The 18466-nt window shown below is 49.8% G+C and carries 18 protein-coding genes; 16 read left to right on the forward strand and 2 right to left on the reverse strand.

From position 1 onward, the window contains the following. Window positions 1–76 precede the first annotated feature (76 nt). Both purT and DFP94_RS04800 read left to right on the forward strand, forming a co-directional pair. The gene (gene purT, locus DFP94_RS04795; protein WP_114495265.1) at window positions 77–1258 is read left to right on the forward strand and encodes a formate-dependent phosphoribosylglycinamide formyltransferase; all 1182 of its coding nucleotides are present in this window, start codon (window positions 77–79) and stop codon (window positions 1256–1258) included. Then, window positions 1255–1707 carry a GNAT family N-acetyltransferase gene (locus DFP94_RS04800; RefSeq protein WP_245954479.1) on the forward strand — a complete coding sequence of 151 codons (453 nt, stop codon included), beginning with the start codon at window positions 1255–1257 and terminating at the stop codon, window positions 1705–1707. The genes purT and DFP94_RS04800 overlap by 4 nt, the downstream gene beginning before the upstream one ends. A gap of 60 nt (window positions 1708–1767) precedes the next feature. On the opposite strand, the gene DFP94_RS04805 is transcribed toward DFP94_RS04800, so the two are convergent. Both DFP94_RS04805 and DFP94_RS04810 read right to left on the reverse strand, forming a co-directional pair. Then, window positions 1768–2643, reverse strand: coding sequence for an AraC family transcriptional regulator (locus DFP94_RS04805; RefSeq protein ID WP_114495266.1), 876 nt, complete (start codon window positions 2641–2643; stop codon window positions 1768–1770). A gap of 154 nt (window positions 2644–2797) precedes the next feature. Further along, window positions 2798–3385 carry a C40 family peptidase gene (locus DFP94_RS04810; RefSeq protein WP_114495267.1) on the reverse strand — a complete coding sequence of 196 codons (588 nt, stop codon included), beginning with the start codon at window positions 3383–3385 and terminating at the stop codon, window positions 2798–2800. A gap of 260 nt (window positions 3386–3645) precedes the next feature. Here DFP94_RS04810 and DFP94_RS04815 point away from each other — a divergent pair, with 260 nt between their 5' ends. From DFP94_RS04815 to DFP94_RS04880, 14 genes are all read left to right on the forward strand, one after another. Then, entirely contained in the window at window positions 3646–5304 is a 1659-nt protein-coding gene (locus DFP94_RS04815; RefSeq protein WP_114495268.1) for a response regulator, read from the forward strand. After that, a complete protein-coding gene (locus DFP94_RS04820) occupies window positions 5301–7100 on the forward strand; it encodes a cache domain-containing sensor histidine kinase (RefSeq protein ID WP_114495269.1) in 1800 nt (599 codons plus the stop codon). The genes DFP94_RS04815 and DFP94_RS04820 overlap by 4 nt, the downstream gene beginning before the upstream one ends. Further along, window positions 7097–8080 carry a substrate-binding domain-containing protein gene (locus tag DFP94_RS04825; protein WP_114495270.1) on the forward strand — a complete coding sequence of 328 codons (984 nt, stop codon included), beginning with the start codon at window positions 7097–7099 and terminating at the stop codon, window positions 8078–8080. Before DFP94_RS04820 ends, DFP94_RS04825 begins: the two co-directional genes overlap by 4 nt. A 101-nt stretch (window positions 8081–8181) precedes the next feature. Next, entirely contained in the window at window positions 8182–8991 is an 810-nt protein-coding gene (locus DFP94_RS04830; RefSeq protein ID WP_114495271.1) for an MBL fold metallo-hydrolase, read from the forward strand. A gap of 184 nt (window positions 8992–9175) precedes the next feature. Continuing rightward, complete coding sequence (locus DFP94_RS04835; protein WP_114495782.1) at window positions 9176–10204, forward strand: galactose ABC transporter substrate-binding protein; 1029 nt, start codon at window positions 9176–9178, stop codon at window positions 10202–10204. Window positions 10205–10361: 157 nt separating this feature from the next. Continuing rightward, window positions 10362–11873 (forward strand): sugar ABC transporter ATP-binding protein, encoded by a 1512-nt coding sequence (locus DFP94_RS04840; protein ID WP_114495272.1) that lies wholly within the window; start codon window positions 10362–10364, stop codon window positions 11871–11873. Between the two features lie 24 nt (window positions 11874–11897). Then, window positions 11898–12905: a galactose/methyl galactoside ABC transporter permease MglC gene (gene mglC, locus DFP94_RS04845; protein WP_114495273.1), complete on the forward strand. Its 1008-nt coding sequence runs from the start codon at window positions 11898–11900 to the stop codon at window positions 12903–12905. A 197-nt stretch (window positions 12906–13102) separates the two neighbouring features. Then, window positions 13103–13615 (forward strand): CAP domain-containing protein, encoded by a 513-nt coding sequence (locus tag DFP94_RS04850; RefSeq protein WP_114495783.1) that lies wholly within the window; start codon window positions 13103–13105, stop codon window positions 13613–13615. 46 nt (window positions 13616–13661) lie between these two features. Then, complete coding sequence (locus DFP94_RS04855) at window positions 13662–13955, forward strand: RNA polymerase alpha subunit C-terminal domain-containing protein (protein ID WP_114495274.1); 294 nt, start codon at window positions 13662–13664, stop codon at window positions 13953–13955. Between the two features lie 110 nt (window positions 13956–14065). Next, a complete protein-coding gene (locus tag DFP94_RS04860; protein WP_114495275.1) occupies window positions 14066–14737 on the forward strand; it encodes a PspA/IM30 family protein in 672 nt (223 codons plus the stop codon). Between the two features lie 41 nt (window positions 14738–14778). Further along, window positions 14779–15285 (forward strand): DUF4178 domain-containing protein, encoded by a 507-nt coding sequence (locus DFP94_RS04865; RefSeq protein WP_114495276.1) that lies wholly within the window; start codon window positions 14779–14781, stop codon window positions 15283–15285. Between the two features lie 335 nt (window positions 15286–15620). Further along, window positions 15621–16433: a GDSL-type esterase/lipase family protein gene (locus DFP94_RS04870; RefSeq protein WP_114495277.1), complete on the forward strand. Its 813-nt coding sequence runs from the start codon at window positions 15621–15623 to the stop codon at window positions 16431–16433. A 19-nt stretch (window positions 16434–16452) separates the two neighbouring features. Next, complete coding sequence (locus DFP94_RS04875) at window positions 16453–17436, forward strand: ABC transporter ATP-binding protein (RefSeq protein ID WP_245954481.1); 984 nt, start codon at window positions 16453–16455, stop codon at window positions 17434–17436. Next, window positions 17417–18427, forward strand: coding sequence for an ABC transporter permease (locus DFP94_RS04880; RefSeq protein WP_245954483.1), 1011 nt, complete (start codon window positions 17417–17419; stop codon window positions 18425–18427). The genes DFP94_RS04875 and DFP94_RS04880 overlap by 20 nt, the downstream gene beginning before the upstream one ends. The last annotated feature ends 39 nt before the right edge of the window (window positions 18428–18466 follow it).

Genomic DNA, 18466 nt, shown 5'->3' on the forward strand with positions numbered 1-18466 from the left:
GGACTATTGCATTATTGTCAATTAAACATGAAAATAGAAGTAGAACTATGTAAAATCAAGGGGGATATCGGAACTCATGTGGGGTGCTCCTGTATCAGATCGCGCCAAGAGTATCATGCTGCTTGGCGGTGGGGAACTGGGCAAGGAAGTCATCATTGAAGCGCAGCGTCTCGGTCTCCGAACCATTGTCGCCGACCGGTATGAGCATGCACCGGCGATGGGCGTGGCCCATGAAGCTTATTGCTTGGACATGCTCGACGAAGAAGCATTAAGAGCGCTGATTGTCCGGGTTTCTCCGGATCTCGTCGTACCCGAAATTGAGGCGATCGCTACAAAGGTACTGGTGGAATTGGAGCAGGAGGGCTTTACGGTGATTCCTACGGCAAAAGCCGCTCTTCTTACCATGGACCGTGAAGGGATCCGACGGCTCGCGGCCGAAGAACTGGGTCTCCCGACTGCCGCCTATCGATTTGCGGACGGTCTCGAAGAATTGGAAGCAGCCGTGGCTGAAATCGGCGTTCCTTGCGTAATCAAGCCTTTGATGAGTTCGTCCGGCAAAGGTCAAAGCGTATGCCGCAGGCAGGAAGAGGCTGCCGGTTGCTGGAATCTGGCCTTGGAAGGTGCCCGTGCCAAGAAAATGCGGGTGATCGTAGAGGCGTTTGTCCCGTTTACGAGCGAGATTACGCTCCTTACCGTGCGTTCTTCCTCAGGTACGGTCTTTTGCCCTCCAATCGGGCATATCCAGCAAGACGGGGATTATGTGGAATCTTGGCAGCCTCATCCTTTGAGTGAGGGTCAGCTTCGCGAGGCCCAGTCCATCGCTCTGAAAATTACCGACGCACTCGGCGGTTACGGATTATTCGGCGTGGAATTGTTTGTAACGTCGGAAGGGATCGTCTTTAGCGAAGTGTCGCCAAGACCCCATGATACGGGGATGGTGACGATGGTGAGTCAGGATCTATCGGAATTTGCCCTGCATGTCCGGGCGATTCTGGGATTTCCGATTCCGTCGGTGGAACTCTTGACGCCCGGAGCTTCGGCTACCTTAAAAGCTGTTCGTGAAGGGGAAGATTTTCTGATCGGCGGAATGGATGAAGCGCTCAGCCTGCCAAGAACGCAGATCCGCGTCTTTGGCAAACCGTTGTCCAAACCAGGCAGACGGATGGCTGTCGCACTTAGCAGCGCAGATGACGTAGAAACAGCCCGCAGCCGCGCCAAGCAAGCGGCGAGTCTATTAAAGGTGGAATGGTCCAATTGAGTATTCAGGTTTGTGCTCCGGCACTCGTGATCCGCAGATGTTGCAGTGAAGATGTGCATGCTATGCTTCCTCTGATGCGCCAGCTTCGCTATCCGACTACGCCAAGTGTATTGAAGGAACGTCTTTCTATGCTGGAAGGCCACGATCAACTATGCAGTTTGGTAGCGGAAGTCGATGGCGTTGTGATCGGAACGATCTTTCTGAAGCAGCATCAGACGCATGATATGGTGAAGCCTGTTACTCGCATTACGGCGATGGTCGTTGACGAGAAGCACAGAGGAAACGGGATCGGCAAACGTCTTCTTCTTGAAGCGGAATCCTGGGGAAGACAGCGCTGCAGCTCTCAGATGTTTGTTTCCGTAGCAGGAGACAACAATTTGACATCCAAATCATTTTATGAATATTCCGGATTTACCTGCGCGGGCTACCGCTTAAGCAAGGACCTTTAAATTAGCCCGTAAAAAAACTGTGGAGTGAGGCAGACCCGCCTTGACTCCACAGTTTTTTTGTTAGCTGCTTTTCTTGACAGGAATCCAGATTTGACTTCTGAAAGCGGGATCGGTCAAGTCTTTATGCTCGTTCCACAGTATTTCCGGCCCCTCGGTAGCTTCATAGCCGGTGGATGGGAACCATTCTGAATAAATGCGGCCCCACACTTCTTGCAGCATCGAGGGGAATGGGCCCACCGCTTCAAAGACGGCCCAGGTCGAAGCAGAAACTTCCAAGGCAACGAAATCGTCCGGACACTCTTTGGTCGTTGCCACACCGATATAATGATCAAGCCCGCCTTTTTCCTCCATACGCCCTTCCGAAAAATTGGTGGAACCGCTGATCAGGCCTACCGGCTCCACATCACTTAATTGTTTTAGCCTGTTGATCTTCTCCTCGGTTAAACTTTCCCACATCGATGCCATATGAGGATTGACTCCTTCGAAGATGATGGGCACTCTTTTCATAATTCCAGCAATGCGGAAGGCGTCCTTCTCCACAACCCGAAAATTCATTTCGCTTCCTCCTTTGATCGTTAGCTGGAAGGTCATTTGCGGATAGGCTTTAAGCAACGAACCGTTATCTCTGGCTTCGGAAGGATTGACTCCATGCAATCCGGTAAAAGCTCTGGTAAAAGAATCAGGCGAGCTGTACCCATACTTAACCGCCACGTCGATGATTCTTAGACCGCTGTTTCTCAGTTCCAGTGCAGCGAGCGTGAGCCGCCTGCGGCGGATATATTCCGACAACGGAATCCCGGCCAGGAAGGAGAACATTCTTTTAAAATGATATTCCGAGCAGCATGCGATCTTTGCTACTTCCAACATATCGATGTCATCGGTCAGATGCTGTTCGAGATAGTTCATGGCCCGGTTCATACTTTTCAGCAAATCCATGGTGTTAACCTCCCTCTAAGTCTTAGTGTAGTTGAGATGCTTTCCGGTCTTCCGACTTTTCATGCACAATATTGCAGGGTTTGCGACTTGGACAGAAAAAAGACCGTTTTGCAATATAAGACTGCATAACGGCCTTGTTGTGTTCGGAGAGCGGTCAGTTTGCAGCATACATGGAGCGCTGCTCCAAGGCTGCCGCACTGGAAAGATGGCAATAATTGCGCCGGTATATTTCCATTTCGCCACGGAAGATGAGTTTCAGGAATGAACAAGTGGAAAAATCATCGGGCGTCGTAAGGCCGGCGGACTTGTCAAGCAGCTTGACGCCCGCATTTTGGAATACGCTGCTGACAAATTGGGAGCAGAAGTAGGAATTCTCTCCGCCGAGCTCCATATTCAAGACGATGCCGAGAATCCCGAGGAAATTATAGCTGTAGAGGTCCTTGTTCTCTTCGAATTGCCGGACGTAAGCCCGCATTTCGATATAGGTTGCCTCGCTTACGGTGTAGCTGTAAACCGCACAGGTGGCTCGCTCGAAGACGCGGGCATGGATATTTTCTTTTACGAAACCGCCGAATATGGGAAGCATCGGGTGTTTTCGCCCAAAGCTGTAAACTTCGCCGAGCTGGGAATCAAATGCTATCGAAGCATGATTATAAGGGGCTCTCGTGTATAAGCCTATCATTTTCGCAACAACCGTATTGGGATTACTAAGAAGAATGAAGATTTGCTTGTTATTTTTCATGATTATTCAACCGCCATTAAATTATTGGTTATTTGGTTATGTATTCCATTTGTACTTCTTTCATTTGATATTAACATGGTACGGCCTTTCCGGGAATACCGAAACGGACTGAAGGCGGAAATAATACTGGACTAAGGTCGTGGCCGCTCCGGGAACGCCCGGTTTGATCACGTTTACAAAATACGGACGATGAGATAAAATCGGGGGAAATCCAGTATAGGCTATGGAAAGCAACGTTAATGGGAAGAGGATGGTCTTCAATGTACAAGCTGATTTTGGCCGATGATGAGGAAGACGTAAGGGAAGGGCTTCTTCAGTTAATTGATTGGGAAACTCTTGGGATGGTCGTCGCCGACTCGGCGGAGAACGGGAAAGAGGCGTTGGAAATGGTGGAGAAGCATCTGCCCGACATCGTCGTTACGGATATCCAGATGCCGTTCATGAGCGGTTTGCAGCTCTCCGAATGGATCCGGGAATCCTATCCGGATACGAAAATCATCATTTTAACCGGTTATGAAGAATTCGAATATGCCCAAAAGGCCATCCGGCTCGGTATTGACGAATATGTTCTCAAACCTTTTTCCGCAGGCGAGCTCACGGCCGTTATAGGAAAGGTCAAGGGGAAGATCGATGATGAGAGGTCGGAAAGGGAAAATGTCCAGTTGTTGAGTGAACATTACCGGAAAAACCTTCCGGTTTTGCAAAGTTTGTTTCTATCTTCTCTGGTATCCCGGCGCCTGCCGAAACAGGAGATTCGCGACAAGAGCCGACAATACGAGCTGGAACTCGAAGGTGAAGGTTATATGGTATCGGTGCTGCGAATTGATCCCCTAGGGGCAAGTAACGGCGATGGAGTCTTAACCGTGCAAGCCGGTTACTCCCCGTCTCTGAAAGAAACGAACGACACCCAACTTCAGCTATTCGCCGTGTTCAACATCGTCGACGAGCTGATCAAACGGACATCGCGGGACCAGGTGTTCATTCACCACGACGATGTCGTGCTGCTCAGCATTTTTGACAGCACTGACAATGAGCGCATGACAGGTCGTATTTTCGACTTGCTGGAGGAAGTTCGCATAAGTGTGGAGCGGTACTTGAAGCTGACGGTTACGATCGGGGCAGGATCTGCCATCCCGGATCTCGGCGACGTCTTCTCATCCTATCTGGAAGCTCAACGGGCGCTGGATTATAGACTGATCCTCGGCAGCAACAAAGTAATCTGGATCAATGACGTGGAGTCGCGACAGGTTGTCCCGCTCGTTTTTGACGAAGTGAAAGAGAAGGAATTGATCCGATGCTTGAAGGTCGGCAGCGATCTGGAGCTTCAGGAACTGTTGGATGAGCAGTTCAGCGGTTTGCTGGACAGCCGGATTTCGTATCAGGATTTCCAGGTTTATTTGCTGATGATGCTTACCGCCGTCATCAAGGCGTCGCAGGATGTCCATGCGGATATGGACAAACTGTTCGGCGATGGTTCCGCTTTTCTCGGCCAACTCTCCAAATTGTCGCAGGCGAGTGAGGCGAAGTCCTGGTTTACCGGGATCTGCCATAAACTGAAGTATTCCATTGCGAGCGAACGGCAAAGCAGTTACAACAAGCTGGTGGAAGAGGCCAAGGAATATATACAAATTCATTTCGGAGAGCCGGACATCTCGATCAATAAAGTGTGCAAACAGCTTCATATCAGCACGGGTTATTTTAGCAATATATTTAAAAAAGAAACCAAAATGACGTTCGTCAATTACTTAATGGGCGTGAGGATGGAGTCGGCGCAGCATCTGCTTCGGACTACGGATTTGAAAGCGTTTGAAATCGCGGAGCGGGTCGGATTCGGCGATCCCAATTATTTCAGCTTTTGTTTCCGCAAAAAATTCGGCATATCACCCAAAGAATACCGGGGCGGGGCCAGAACGGTATGACATGGGCAAGGGCTATATCCCGGTTGTTCAGAAGTTTTCATTTCCGGAAAATACAAGTGCTTATCTCGATGTCTTCGATCACGATTACCTTATTAGCCGTCGTGTTGGTCAGCATGTTGCTCTTCAATCGATTTTCCAAAGCGGCCGAAGACAACGCTTATTTGAATTTGGGCCAAATCATTGAGCAGGTGAATGCAAATCTGGAACTGTATGTTAGCGGGATGCAGGATATTTTCAATGTAGCCCAGGAGCAAATCAATGCGGCCTCGGATATTCCCGACGACCGGCAGCTTGGAGAACAGCTCGGGACCATTCTGAATACGCGTAAAGATCTGGTTTCAATTGCGCTGTTTACCAAAGGAGGCAATCTGGTGCGCGGGGTACCGGTCCTGCCGATGCGGCAAAATACGAAGCTTACCGAACAACTCTGGTTTGAGTCGGCGATTCAAAACCCGGGCACGCTACAGTTCACCCCGCCGCACATTCAAAATCTGTTTAAGTCGGATTACCGCTGGGTCGTTTCGATGAGCAAAAATATCACTTACCGGGATGATTCCAGAGTCAAACAGGGAGTGCTCGTTATGGATATTAATTTCCGGACGATCGACGAGCTCAGCCAAAGGGTAGGCCTCGGTAAAAAGGGATATGTGTATATCATCGACAGTGTCGGGAATATCGTATATCACCCGCAGCAACAGCTGATTTATGCCGGTCTGAAATATGAAAATCTGGAACCGGTGCTGAATTACGCATACGGAAGTTACCTCGATGAATCCGACGGCGAACAAAGGCTCATCACGATTCAGACGGTGAAACCGGCCGGATGGAAAATTGTAGGTGTGGCTTATGCGGACGAATTCCTGACTACGAAAAAAGAGCTGAGTGGCTTCCTGTACGGCTTTTTGTTGGCAGCGGTCTTCGTCGTTTTGATTATCAATTTGTACGTTTCGGCAAAAATATCGCAACCGATTCGTCGCTTGGAGCGTTCCGTCCAGATGGTGGAAAAGGGCGATTTCGGCACCCATGTGTATGTCAGCGGCGCTTACGAGGTCGAGCAGTTATCAAAGCGGTTCAATCTGATGCTGCGGCGTATCCGGGAACTGATGGATCAGATCATCCAGGAGCAGGAGGCCAAGCGCAAAAGTGAACTTGATGTGCTGCAGTCCCAGATTAATCCTCATTTTCTTTACAATACGCTGAATTCGGTTACCCGAATGGCCGAACTGGGCCGGAATGAGGAAGTCGTCACGACCATCACCTCGCTGTCCCGCTTTTTCCGCATCAGTCTGAGCAAGGGAAATCATATTATTCCGCTGGAAGACGAACTGGAGCATGTCCGTCATTACCTCATCATCCAGACGATCCGGTTCAAAAATAAATTCCGGTATGAAATCCATGCGGAAGCAGAGACGATGGATTGTTTGACTCTGAAGCTCATCCTGCAGCCCCTGGTCGAGAATGCGATTCATCATGGCATTGAAAAATCGGCCGAAGAAGGATTTATCGGAGTCTATGCCGGGATTTCCGGCGAGCATCTGGAAATTGTGATCAAGGATAACGGTGTCGGGATGACACCGGAAAGTGTTAATAAGCTAGTGTCCGGAAAACTTCGCAGCGAAGGCGGCTCGGGTTCGGGCTCGGGCGTCGGCGTGAACAACGTCCAGGAACGCATCTTGCTTTATTACGGCAAAGCCTACGGGCTGTATTTTGAGAGCGAGCCGGAAGAGGGAACGACGGTAACGATTAAATTGCCGGTCGTCAAACCGGAAATCCCGAGGAAAGAAGGGGATCAATGATGAGGCTGGTTTTCATGCTAGGTAAAGGTTGGCTGCTCCTGCTCTTGCTGCTGCCGCTAACGGCTTCCTGCGCTCCTTCCGGCAACTTGCAAAAAGGCGAAAAAATGACCGTTATCGACATGATCGTGAAAATGGACAGGGGAGATTATTGGAAAACGATCAAAATGGGGGCCGAAGTGGCGGCTAAGGAATACAACGTGAAATTGAATTTTTTGGCTCCAGGCAACGAGAATAATTATAAGGAACAAATTCAGCTGATGGAAGAGTCGATCGCCCGCCGGCCGAATGCGATTATTCTGGCTGCAAGCGATTATGAGGCGCTGGGCCAGGTCACCGACAGGAGCTCCTATTATGATATTCCGGTCATCTCCATGGATTCCGAGGTAGCGTCAACAAAGGTGAAAACCTATGTCGGAACGAATAACTACGAAGCCGGTCAGAAAGCCGCCGAACGGTTGATCGAGCTGACAGGGAAACAGGGCGATATCGGAATCGTTAATTTCGTAAAAGGAGCACGTAACGCCGACCAGCGGGAAGAAGGCTTTCTGGATTATGTGGCGCGATTCTCCGGAATTACCGTGGTGGATATCCAATATTGCGGGTCGGATGAGGAACTGGCATATCGCTTGACGCGGAATATGCTGAAGGAACATCCCGGTCTTGACGGGCTGGTCTCCTTGAGTGCGGAATCTTCCATCGGTGCGGGCAGGGCCGTGGAAGAAATGGACTATGGCGATAAACTGATGATGATCGCTTTCGATAATCCGCCGGAAATGCTGGAACTGCTTCAAGAGGAGACGGTTCAGGCGATGATGGTGCAAAACCCGTTCAATAACGGATATATGGCGGTGGCCGCCGCGGTCAAGGCTGCCCATGGAGAGAAGCTGGAAGATAAAATTCCTACGGGCACGAAGCTGATCGATTTGGACAATATGCTTTGGCCGGAAAATCAAAAATTGCTGTTCCCATTCGTTAAATAAGTTGATGAATAAGATACTCCCCAGACTGCTGGGGAGTATTTTTACATCTTCGGGGTAAATTATGGGCTAGCATTAAATTCCCATTCCTTAGGAGGGAGAATATGAGCGATAAGGATTTGCTGCATACGGGAACCGTTGATACGACCAAGGTGCTGAAGGACGTCTGGTGCGTTCGTACTCTCATGGTGAATACGGTATTCGTGGGCGGTCCGGATCAGGGAGACTGGGTACTGGTCGATACCGGGCTGGGCCCGTTTAAAGAGGCATTGATTCAGGAAGCGGACGCTATCTACGGCAGGCCGCCCAAGGCGATCATTTTAACGCACGGCCATTTTGATCATGTCGGGTGCGTGATTGAGTTATCGGACTACTGGAAGGTTCCGGTCTATGCCCATGTTGAGGAATTCCCCTATCTAACCGGACTCCGGGATTATCCGGAAGGCGATCCTTCAGTTGGAGGAGGACTGCTTGCCGGTGTGGCACCGATATATCCGAATCGGGCGATAAATCTGGAGGACAGGCTGGAACCGCTACCCGAAGATGGTACAGTTCCAGGAGCAACGGGATGGAAATGGATTGCTACTCCGGGACATAGTCCGGGGCACGTATCACTGTACCGCCAGCAGGATCACACGTTGATTGCCGGCGATGCTTTTATCACGGTCAAACAGGAATCGGCACTTGCCGTCATGCGGCAGGAGAAGGAGATCCATGGACCGCCGATGTATTTCACGCCGGATTGGGAAACAGCCAAAGTGTCGCTGTGCAAGCTGGCCGAATTGTCGCCGGAGACGGCGATTACCGGTCATGGGGTGCCGATGACCGGCGAGGAACTACGCTTTGGGCTCCACCGGCTATGCGAGCATTTCGAAGAGATTGCCGTACCTGAACAAGGAAGGTATGTGGATTAAGAGCGTTGAAACAAGACCCGGGGATGCCCGGGTTTTTTCATTTGAAATATTCGAATTAACATCCTCAGAATTTTAATAGAACATCTCAGAATTTTAGATTCGCAAAACGATAAAATCAAGGCATAATGAAAACGTATCCAAGAGGAAAACCAAGATAATGAAAATCATTCAGGAGGTCAAAAGAATGAAAAAAGTCGGTACGGCATTATTAGCAGCAACATTGCTCGGGGCGACGTTAGCTGGCTGTTCCAGCGGCGGAAACAAGGAAAGCGGCGGGAGCGGAGAGCCGAAAGTTGGCGTAGCGATTTACAAGTTCGATGATACGTTTATGACCGGAGTGCGGAATTCCATCGAGAAAAACGCAAGCGGCATCGCTAAAGTCGACATCGTCGACAGCCAGAATTCGCAGCCGACCCAGAACGATAAAATTGACTTGTTCCTGACGAAGAAAACGAACTCCCTGGTCATTAATCCGGTTGACCGTACGGCGGCTGGAGTCATTATCGATAAAGCCAAGGCGAAAGATACGCCGGTAGTGTTCCTGAACCGCGAACCGCTTCCGGAAGATATGAAGAAGTGGGACAAAGTGTACTATGTCGGAGCTAAAGCGGAAGAATCGGGAACGTTATCGGGCCAAATTATCGTGGACTATTGGAAAGCGAATCCTGAGGCCGATAAAAACGGCGACGGCGTGCTCCAATATGTCATGATGAAAGGCGAACCGGGTCACCAGGATGCCGAGCTTCGCACGCAATATTCCATTCAAGCCGTGGAAGATGCGGGCATCAAGGTTGAGAAAGTCGCCGAAGATACCGCTATGTGGGACCGGGTAAAAGGACAGGAGAAAATGGCCGCCTTCCTGGCAGCGAACGGCGACAAAATCGAAGCGGTCTTCGCCAACAATGACGACATGGCGCTGGGTGCCATTGAAGCGCTGAAAGCCGCGGGATATTTCTCGGGCGACAAATATATGCCGGTAGTCGGCGTTGATGCAACCGCGCCTGCTCTTCAAGCGCTGGAGCAAGGCACGATGCTCGGCACGGTCCTAAATGATGCCGAGAACCAAGGTAAAGCGGCAGTAACGCTGGCTTCATTGCTGGCCAAAGGCAGCGAAATCAACAAGGACAGCGTCGGGTTTGAAATTACGGACAATCAATATGTGTGGATTCCTTACCAAAAAGTAACGAAAGAAAACGCAGCCGATTTCAAATAAGCCACGCAGCAGGACTTCTCATAAACAAGCGAACATGGGAGGTTCGGAACCCGAGGGTACGAACCTCCCGCTGTTTTGAGGGGATAGTTTAAGGATAGAGCCTGTAGAAACGCATGCTGTGCCTCTGTCGGTAAAGAACAAGTTAGGGGGCGGAACAATGACTGACCGGAAATATGCGCTGGAAATGAAAGAGATCTCTAAGGAATTTCCCGGCGTCAAGGCGCTGGATGGCGTTACCCTGCAAGTTAGACCCGGAACCGTGCATGCGCTTATGGGCGAAAACGGAGCGGGGAAGTCAACATTAATGAAATGCCTGTTCGGGATATATAAACCGGACGGCGGCGAAATCTTTTTGCATGGACAAAAAGCCGAAATCAACAACTCCAGCGATGCGCTTGGACTGGGTGTTTCGATGATCCACCAGGAGCTGCACCCTGTGCCGTTCCGAAATGTCATGGAAAATATATGGCTCGGCCGTTTTCCGCTCATGGGATGGGGTCCATTCAAGCTTGTGGACCACAAGAAGATGTACCGGAATACGGAGGAGTTGTTTAAACAATTAGATATCGATATAAGTCCGGATACGCTGGTGGGCAAACTGTCCGTATCCAAAATTCAATCGATTGAAATCGCCAAGGCGGTATCGTTTCGTTCGCAAATCATCGTCATGGACGAACCTACCTCCTCACTGACCAGCGTGGAAGTGGAGCACTTGTTCCGCATCATCAACGATTTAAAGAAACGCGGCGTGGCCATCATTTATATTTCGCACAAGATGGAAGAAATTTTACGCATTTCCGATGATGTAACGATTATGCGGGACGGAAAAAAAATCGGAACCTGGCCGGCTGCCGAGATGACGACGGATCTGATTATTTCCAAGATGGTTGGCCGCGATTTGACCCAGCGTTTTCCCGACCGGCACAATGTGCCGACCGGTGTCATTATGAAGGTGGATAACTTGACTTCATCCCAACAGAAGTCGTTTAAAAACATCTCTTTTGAACTGCGTAAAGGAGAAATTCTGGGAATTGGCGGACTGGTCGGCGCCCAGCGTACCGAGCTGGTTGAAGCTTTATTCGGTTTGCGCGATATCCAGACCGGAAGTATCTCGATCCATGGCAAAGAGGTCAGAATCAAAAGCCCGGGCGATGCTAAACGGCACGGGTTGGCGCTGCTGACGGAGGAGCGGCGTACGACGGGGATTTTTCCGGTATTGTCCGTGCATGAGAATGCTGCCATTGCCAATATGGATCGGTATGTAAGACCTTACTTGCTGATTGATGACCGCAGAAAAAAGGAAGAAGCCAACAATATGGTAGGAAAGCTGCGGACCAAAACGCCTTCCCCGAAAACGTTGATTATGAATCTTTCGGGCGGGAATCAACAGAAGGTGCTGCTAGCGCGCTGGCTGCTTACCGAACCGGAGATATTGCTGCTTGACGAGCCGACCCGGGGGATAGACGTTGGTGCAAAATACGAGATTTACTCCATTATTGCGGATTTGGCGCAGCAAGGAAAAAGCATCATCATGATTTCTTCCGAGATGCCGGAACTGCTTGGCATGTCCGACCGCGTGATGGTCATGTCCGAAGGCCGACTGACAGGAATATTGGAGGGAGACCAGGCTTCGGAAGAGGAAGTTATGCGGCTGGCTGCCCAGCATTAAGGGGAAGAGAAGGAGGAGAAGATCATGGAAACAAAAAAAATACAAAATTTTGTGACGCAAAATGCAATCTATATCGTACTCGCCGTGCTCGTTATCGGCATTGCCGTTTACGATCCGAACTTTATAGGTATCAATACGCTTCGCGACATCTTAATTCAATCCTCGACGCGGGTCATTATCGCACTAGGCGTAGCGTTCATTCTCATCACCGGCGGTACCGACTTGTCGGCCGGACGGATGGTAGGCTTGACCGCGGTCATCTCGGCATCCATGCTCCAGGTAGAGGATTATCCGCGGCGGTTCTTCCCGGATCTCCCGCATTTGCCGCTTCTGGTTCCCGTCTTAATAGCAATTATCGTCGGTTTACTTTTCGGCTTGATCAACGGAATCATCGTTTCCAAATTTAAAGTTCCCCCGTTCATCGCTACGCTTGGAACGATGGTCGCAATCTACGGGATCAACTCGCTGTATTTCGATACGGAACCCAACCAATCGCAGCCGATCGGCGGTTTGCGCGAAGATTTCACGAATCTGGGTTCGGGAAGCATCGGCAGCGGACAGTACTCTTTTCCATTTATCGTCCTGATTGCGATTGCGGTTTGTTTCATCGTCTGGGTCATGTTCAATAAAACCCGGCTCGGGAAAAACATGTACGCCATCGGCGGCAATGAGCAGGCGGCAAAAGTTTCCGGCATCAACGTTACAAAATATCTGATTCTGATTTATTCCATCGCAGGAGCCCTGTACGGCTTGGCGGGCGTGCTTGAAGCCGCAAGAACCGGCGGGGCCACCAACAACTACGGCAACATGTACGAGCTTGATGCGATCGCGGCCTGCGTAGTCGGTGGCGTATCGACGACCGGCGGAATCGGAACGGTTCCTGGCGTCATGGCAGGCGTACTCATTTTTACGGTTATAAACTATGGGTTAACCTTCGTAGGAGTAGGACCATATTGGCAGCAAATCATTAAAGGTGCGATCATTGTTGCCGCAGTTGCTTTCGATATGCGGAAATACGCCTCCAAAAAATAAATACCGGTTTCAAACTCCCAAAGCCGTCCTGAAGCAATGATTTGCTCAAGGCGGCTTTTAATCTGATAATTTTTTTCCCAATTTTCCATTTTTCCAACTTTTTCTCATGCGTAGGGGCAGTTATCATGTTAAAATGTGACAAGGAGCACAAAATTTGTTGAATTGATGGACTAAGGGGAGAAGCTACATTGATTAAGATGGTTAACTTAAAAAAAATAACTTCAGGCTTGGTATTCTCCGTCTTGGCTGGATCCCTGTTGTTCGTTCCGCTGGGACCGGGAACGGCACAGGCTGCAACATCGAAACAGGTAGCTGCGGTTTATGACAAAATTCAGACAGAACGGGCGGCAGAGGTTGTCGCGCTGCTTAACAAAGAGCGGAAGGCTGCCGGACTTAAACCCCTGACCGTACACACGAACTTATCAAAAATGGCTAAAACCAAAGCAATCGACATGTTTAAAAACAAGTATTTTAATCATACCTCACCTACTTATGGTTCTCCGTTCGATATGATGGATTCCTTCAACATTACTTACCGCTATGCCGGCGAGAATATCGCCATGGGTCAAACCACCGCCAAAGAGGTCGTGGAGGACTGGATGAACAGCCCCGGCCACAAAGCGAATATCCTGAATGCCAACTATAATCTGATCGGTGTCGGCTATTACAACGGATGTTGGGTGCAAGAATTTATCGGCAATCCAAAATAAAGGGCTGGCTAACGCCGGTTCTTTTATTATACGGAGGGATGTGGGAATGACGGAATCGAACAAAACTATGAGAACTTGTCCACAGGGACATCAATACTATAAAAGCAGCGATTGCCCGACCTGCCCGGTCTGCGAGAAAGAACGCAAACCGGACAGCGGGTTTTTATCGCTTTTGTCGGCGCCGGCAAGACGAGCGTTGGAACACCATGGAATTCTTTCTTTGCAAGAGCTTTCAAAATACAGCGAAAAAGAGATTTTGCAATTTCACGGCATGGGCCCGGCCTCATTGCCTAAACTGAGGACTGCTCTGCGGGATCAAGGATTATCATTTAAAGCATAGATACTCTTTTAAGCTCGAAAAAAATTTTTTTTGACGACGATGAAACCTTGGTACCTGCGATACGTAAACATCTATCAAGAAGTTTAAATTTTTTGGGGAGGAAAACCACAATGTCGATTTTCAAGAGATTACGCGATTTAACGATGTCCAATATTAACGCAATGATTGATAAGGCCGAGGATCCGATCAAGATGACGGATCAATATATCCGCGATATGACAGAGGACCTGGAGGATGCCGAGAAAGCGGTAGCCGCTCAGATTGCGATCGAGAAGAAATTCAAGGCGCTTTTTGAAGAGCAGGAGGCTTTGGTCGCCAAGCGTACGCAACAGGCACACACGGCAGCTCAAGCCCAGAACGCAGATCTGGCCCGCCGCGCGCTGGAAGAGAAGAAGGCCGCCGAAGACAAGATGAATGAATACAAAGCAAATTATGAGCAGAACAAAGCTTCCGCTGACAACCTGCGCGGCAAGCTGGAAGAAATGCGCAAACAGTTGACCGAAATGAAAAATAAAAGGGAAACATTAGTTGCCCGCTATAACGCGGCAAAAGCCCAAACCGAAATCAACAAGGCGATGACCGGCTTCAGCTCGGATTCGGCTGCCAGCGGCCTGAAACGCATGGAAGAAAAAATGATGCAGATGGAAGCGCAAGCCGAAGCGAGCAACGAATTGAATTCCAAAGGCGCCGATCTGGACGACGAATTCGAGAAGCTCGGAAAAGATCAGGCTGTCGAGGATGAATTGGCCGCTCTGATGAAGCAATACGAAGATAAGAAATAAGGACGCTCCCGAATTGAACGAAAAGCGAGGCATATGATCTCATGGGTGTTTGGAAAAGAATCGGCAATCTGTTCGCGAAACCGGAGCCGCCGCAAGTGGAGAAAAGTATGCTGACACTCGCTCCGGGCGATATGTGCGAAGTGTCATTAGTCACTTATGAAGTGACGGGACGGGTTCATAACCGGGGCAGAAATGCGGTCGTGCTGACGCTTCAGGACGGAGCCAAAATCAGTTATCTGCTGATCGAGGAACGCGAGAATCTTCACTACCAGCTTTATCGTCCGATCGACGGACGTTTGGACACGCCGGATGAGGTTCCCTCGGAGATGGAACTGGACGGTAGAACCTATTTCCTGGATGAGGAGTACATCGGCGCGGTGACGGTTACCGGCCGTACTCCTTTCATGCAGGGGGGCGAGCAGTATGTATGGCAATTTCAGTCCGATGATTTTGCCTTGCTGCGCATTGAATGGCAAAACGGCCGCTTCATGCTATATGAAGGCGAGAAGGTCATCCCTGGTGATGTTAAGGTGATTAGAGCCAGTTAACGGTGATGCGGAACACAAGCGCAAATAAAGCAGTGCCTCCGGGCACTGCTTTATTTGCGTTCCTAAGTGCTGCAAAAACATATTTAAACGACAATCAAAGTGAGAATACTTATGTAACATGAAAATGAAAAGATGAGTGTCTAGTATAAGTAGGAGCTAACGTATGTTCTTATGAATTATAAGACATATGCGTAAAATGAGCAACCATATTCAATCATTCCCCCTTTCGGAGGTTGAGGACGTCCTTGAATTTGCTTCTCCGGGCAAGAAGTTTTATGTTTATTACATAAACTGGAGAGATTATAAGGGACTATTTACAAAGAGGAGTGCTGCTGATGTTTACTGCGTCCCGAATTTGGCGAACGGTCGGCCTCGTCTCGGCCGCAGCAACGCTAATGTTGCTGTTTGGTTTCTTGTATGCGGTACGCGATGTCATTTATCCGGGAACCGAAAACCAACAATCTTACGTAATGGAAGACCATGCCTATGCGGCACCTGAGCAGTCATCCCCGCTGGATGTTACGGTGATCGGCGATTCCCTGGCCAAGGGGACAGGGGACGACATGGGGAGCGGATTTGCCAAGCGAACGGTTGAACTTTTAACGAAGCAAGGTGCATCGAGCAAGCTCATCAACAATTTGGGCATCAACGGGCTCACGACGAAGGAACTACTGCCGATGTTGGATCAGCATGGGGTTCAATATTCGCTCGGGCAGGCGGGAATTATTCTCCTTTCCATTGGCGCAAACGATTTGTTTGACGGGGAAGAGCCGCTGGAAACGAGGACGGAACTTCCGACGGAAGCTGAGCTGGAGCAGAGTGTAAAAAGCGCATCGGACAATTTGATAAAAATTCTGGACAAAATTCGTAATATCAACCCCCAGGCCCAACTCGTTTACGTTAGCTTGTATAATCCATTTTCAGATATGAAAGAACTGAAGGAGACCGGCGATCAGGCTGTAGCACGCTGGAACGGCATTGCTGCGGAGGCGATGGCTTCTATTGAAGGGGGTCTTATCGTTCCGACGTTTGATTTGTTTACGCTGCAGGCCGGACGATACCTTTCCGGGGATCATTTTCATCCGAACGCGACCGGATATCAGGCTATCGCGGATCGGATCGTTCAGGGCATCGCCGTTAAAGAGTGAACATAAGGAGTGTAGGCTAGTGGCAGAGCATCATGAAGCCGGGCGCAAGCCAAGGGAAACGGTGCTGACCGTGGAGCATTTGAAGAAGCGCATCGGCAAAAAATGGATCGTACAGGATGTTTCTTTTGAGATAAAGGAAGGCGAGATATTCGGTTTTTTGGGCCCGAACGGGGCGGGAAAAACAACAACGATCCGGATGTTGGTCGATCTGATTCGTCCCACGGAAGGCAGCGTCAGGGTTTGCGGATTCGAAGTGAGCCAAGAACCTGAACGAGCGCTGGCATGTGTCGGATCGATCGTGGAAAATCCGGAAGTCTACACCTATTTGACCGGCTGGGAAAATCTTGAGCAATTTGCCAGAATGATGAGAGGCGTCGATGCCGCGCGAATCGCCGAGGTGGTCGAGATGGTAGGATTGGACGAGCGGATTCACGATAAAGTGAAAACTTATTCGCTAGGGATGCGCCAGCGATTAGGCATTGCCCAAGCGCTGCTCGGCAGGCCCAAGCTGTTGATCCTGGATGAGCCGACTAACGGTCTTGATCCCAAAGGGATCAAGGAGCTCCGCCAGTTTATCCGCAGTCTCGCTGAGGAGGGGATGGCTGTATTCGTATCGAGCCATCTGCTTAGCGAGATCCAACTTCTCTGTGATCGGGTGGCGATCATCAGCCGGGGTCGCGTACTTGCGACGGGTACGGTAAGCGAACTGATTGAGGGTAGCTCAAATTATGTGGTTTGGGAACTGGATCCCCGTCCGCAGGGCGAAGAGCTGCTAAAGCGGGCGGGCGTGACGATGGTTGAAAAGGCGGGGGATGTACTGGATGACGCGATAATTGCCGGGACATCGTCTAAGGCGTTAGTGACGCAGATGCAGTCCGAAGATATTCCGGAGCTGCTATCAAATTTGGTTGATGCAGGGGTTAAAGTCGGTTCCGTGCACAAGATCAATCCCACACTTGAGCAATTGTTCCTGGAGATGACGGATGGTGAAACCATTGAATAATCATAATCAGATGTTTTCGTTAATTCAAAACGAAACGATCAAAATGATCAAGAAAAAACGGTTCTATGTAGTTTTGCTGGTACTGTTGGTGCTTGTCCCGATTTTTGCGTATGCCCAGATGAAACAGGCGGAAGATAAGCGCGAAACCTATGGGACGGACTGGCGTAGAGAAGTACAGCAGGCGATAACGGACAATCAAAATTCGCTTGGCAGCGACCGGGTTCCCGAGGAATGGAAGAAGTACCGGCAAATTTATATTCAGCAGATGAAATATTACCTGGAGCATGACGTGAATCCGGCTCAGCCTGGCGGGGTTTCGTTTACCCGGGAGTTTCTGGACAATGCATCAACCTTGTTCATTCCACTGCTGATTATGTGCATCGGATCCGACATCGTTTCTTCGGAACGAACGGCAGGAACGGTGAAAATGCTGCTGACCCGGCCGGTCCGTCGTTGGAAAGTGCTGCTCAGCAAGTTGATCACGCTATTGATGTTCGTTTCGCTTATCGTACTGTCCTCGTTCGTTATTTGCTATCTGATTTCGGGGATCTTTTTCGGGTACAAAGGATTCGCCTTCCCGGTGTTTACCGGGTTTCAGTTGCATGGTGCGGAAGTAGATATGTCCTCGGTCCATGCGGTGTCCCAGTGGAAGTACCTGTTAATGCAAGCGGGCCTGATCTGGTTTGTAGGAATCACCGTTGCGGTGTTGTCGTTTATGGTCTCCGTTCTGGTGCGAAGTACGGCGGCGAGCATCGTGATCATGATGGCAGCGCTGATCGCGGGTAATATTTTAAGCAATATGGCTGCCTCATGGACCAGCGCCAAGTACTTGTTTATGGTGAACCTGGGATTAACTAATTATTTGGCGGGAACTCCAGCTCCGATCGAGGGGATGAATCTAGGATTTTCGCTTGCGGTTCTGGCGGTTTGGGCAGCCGCTTCACTGTTTGTTTCATTCCTTGTCTTTACGAAACAGGATATATTGAATTAAAATGGACAAGGATAACAAAACATCTGTTTGCATTGTAGT

Source organism: Fontibacillus phaseoli, assembly GCF_003337355.1.
Lineage (GTDB): Bacteria > Bacillota > Bacilli > Paenibacillales > Paenibacillaceae > Fontibacillus > Fontibacillus phaseoli.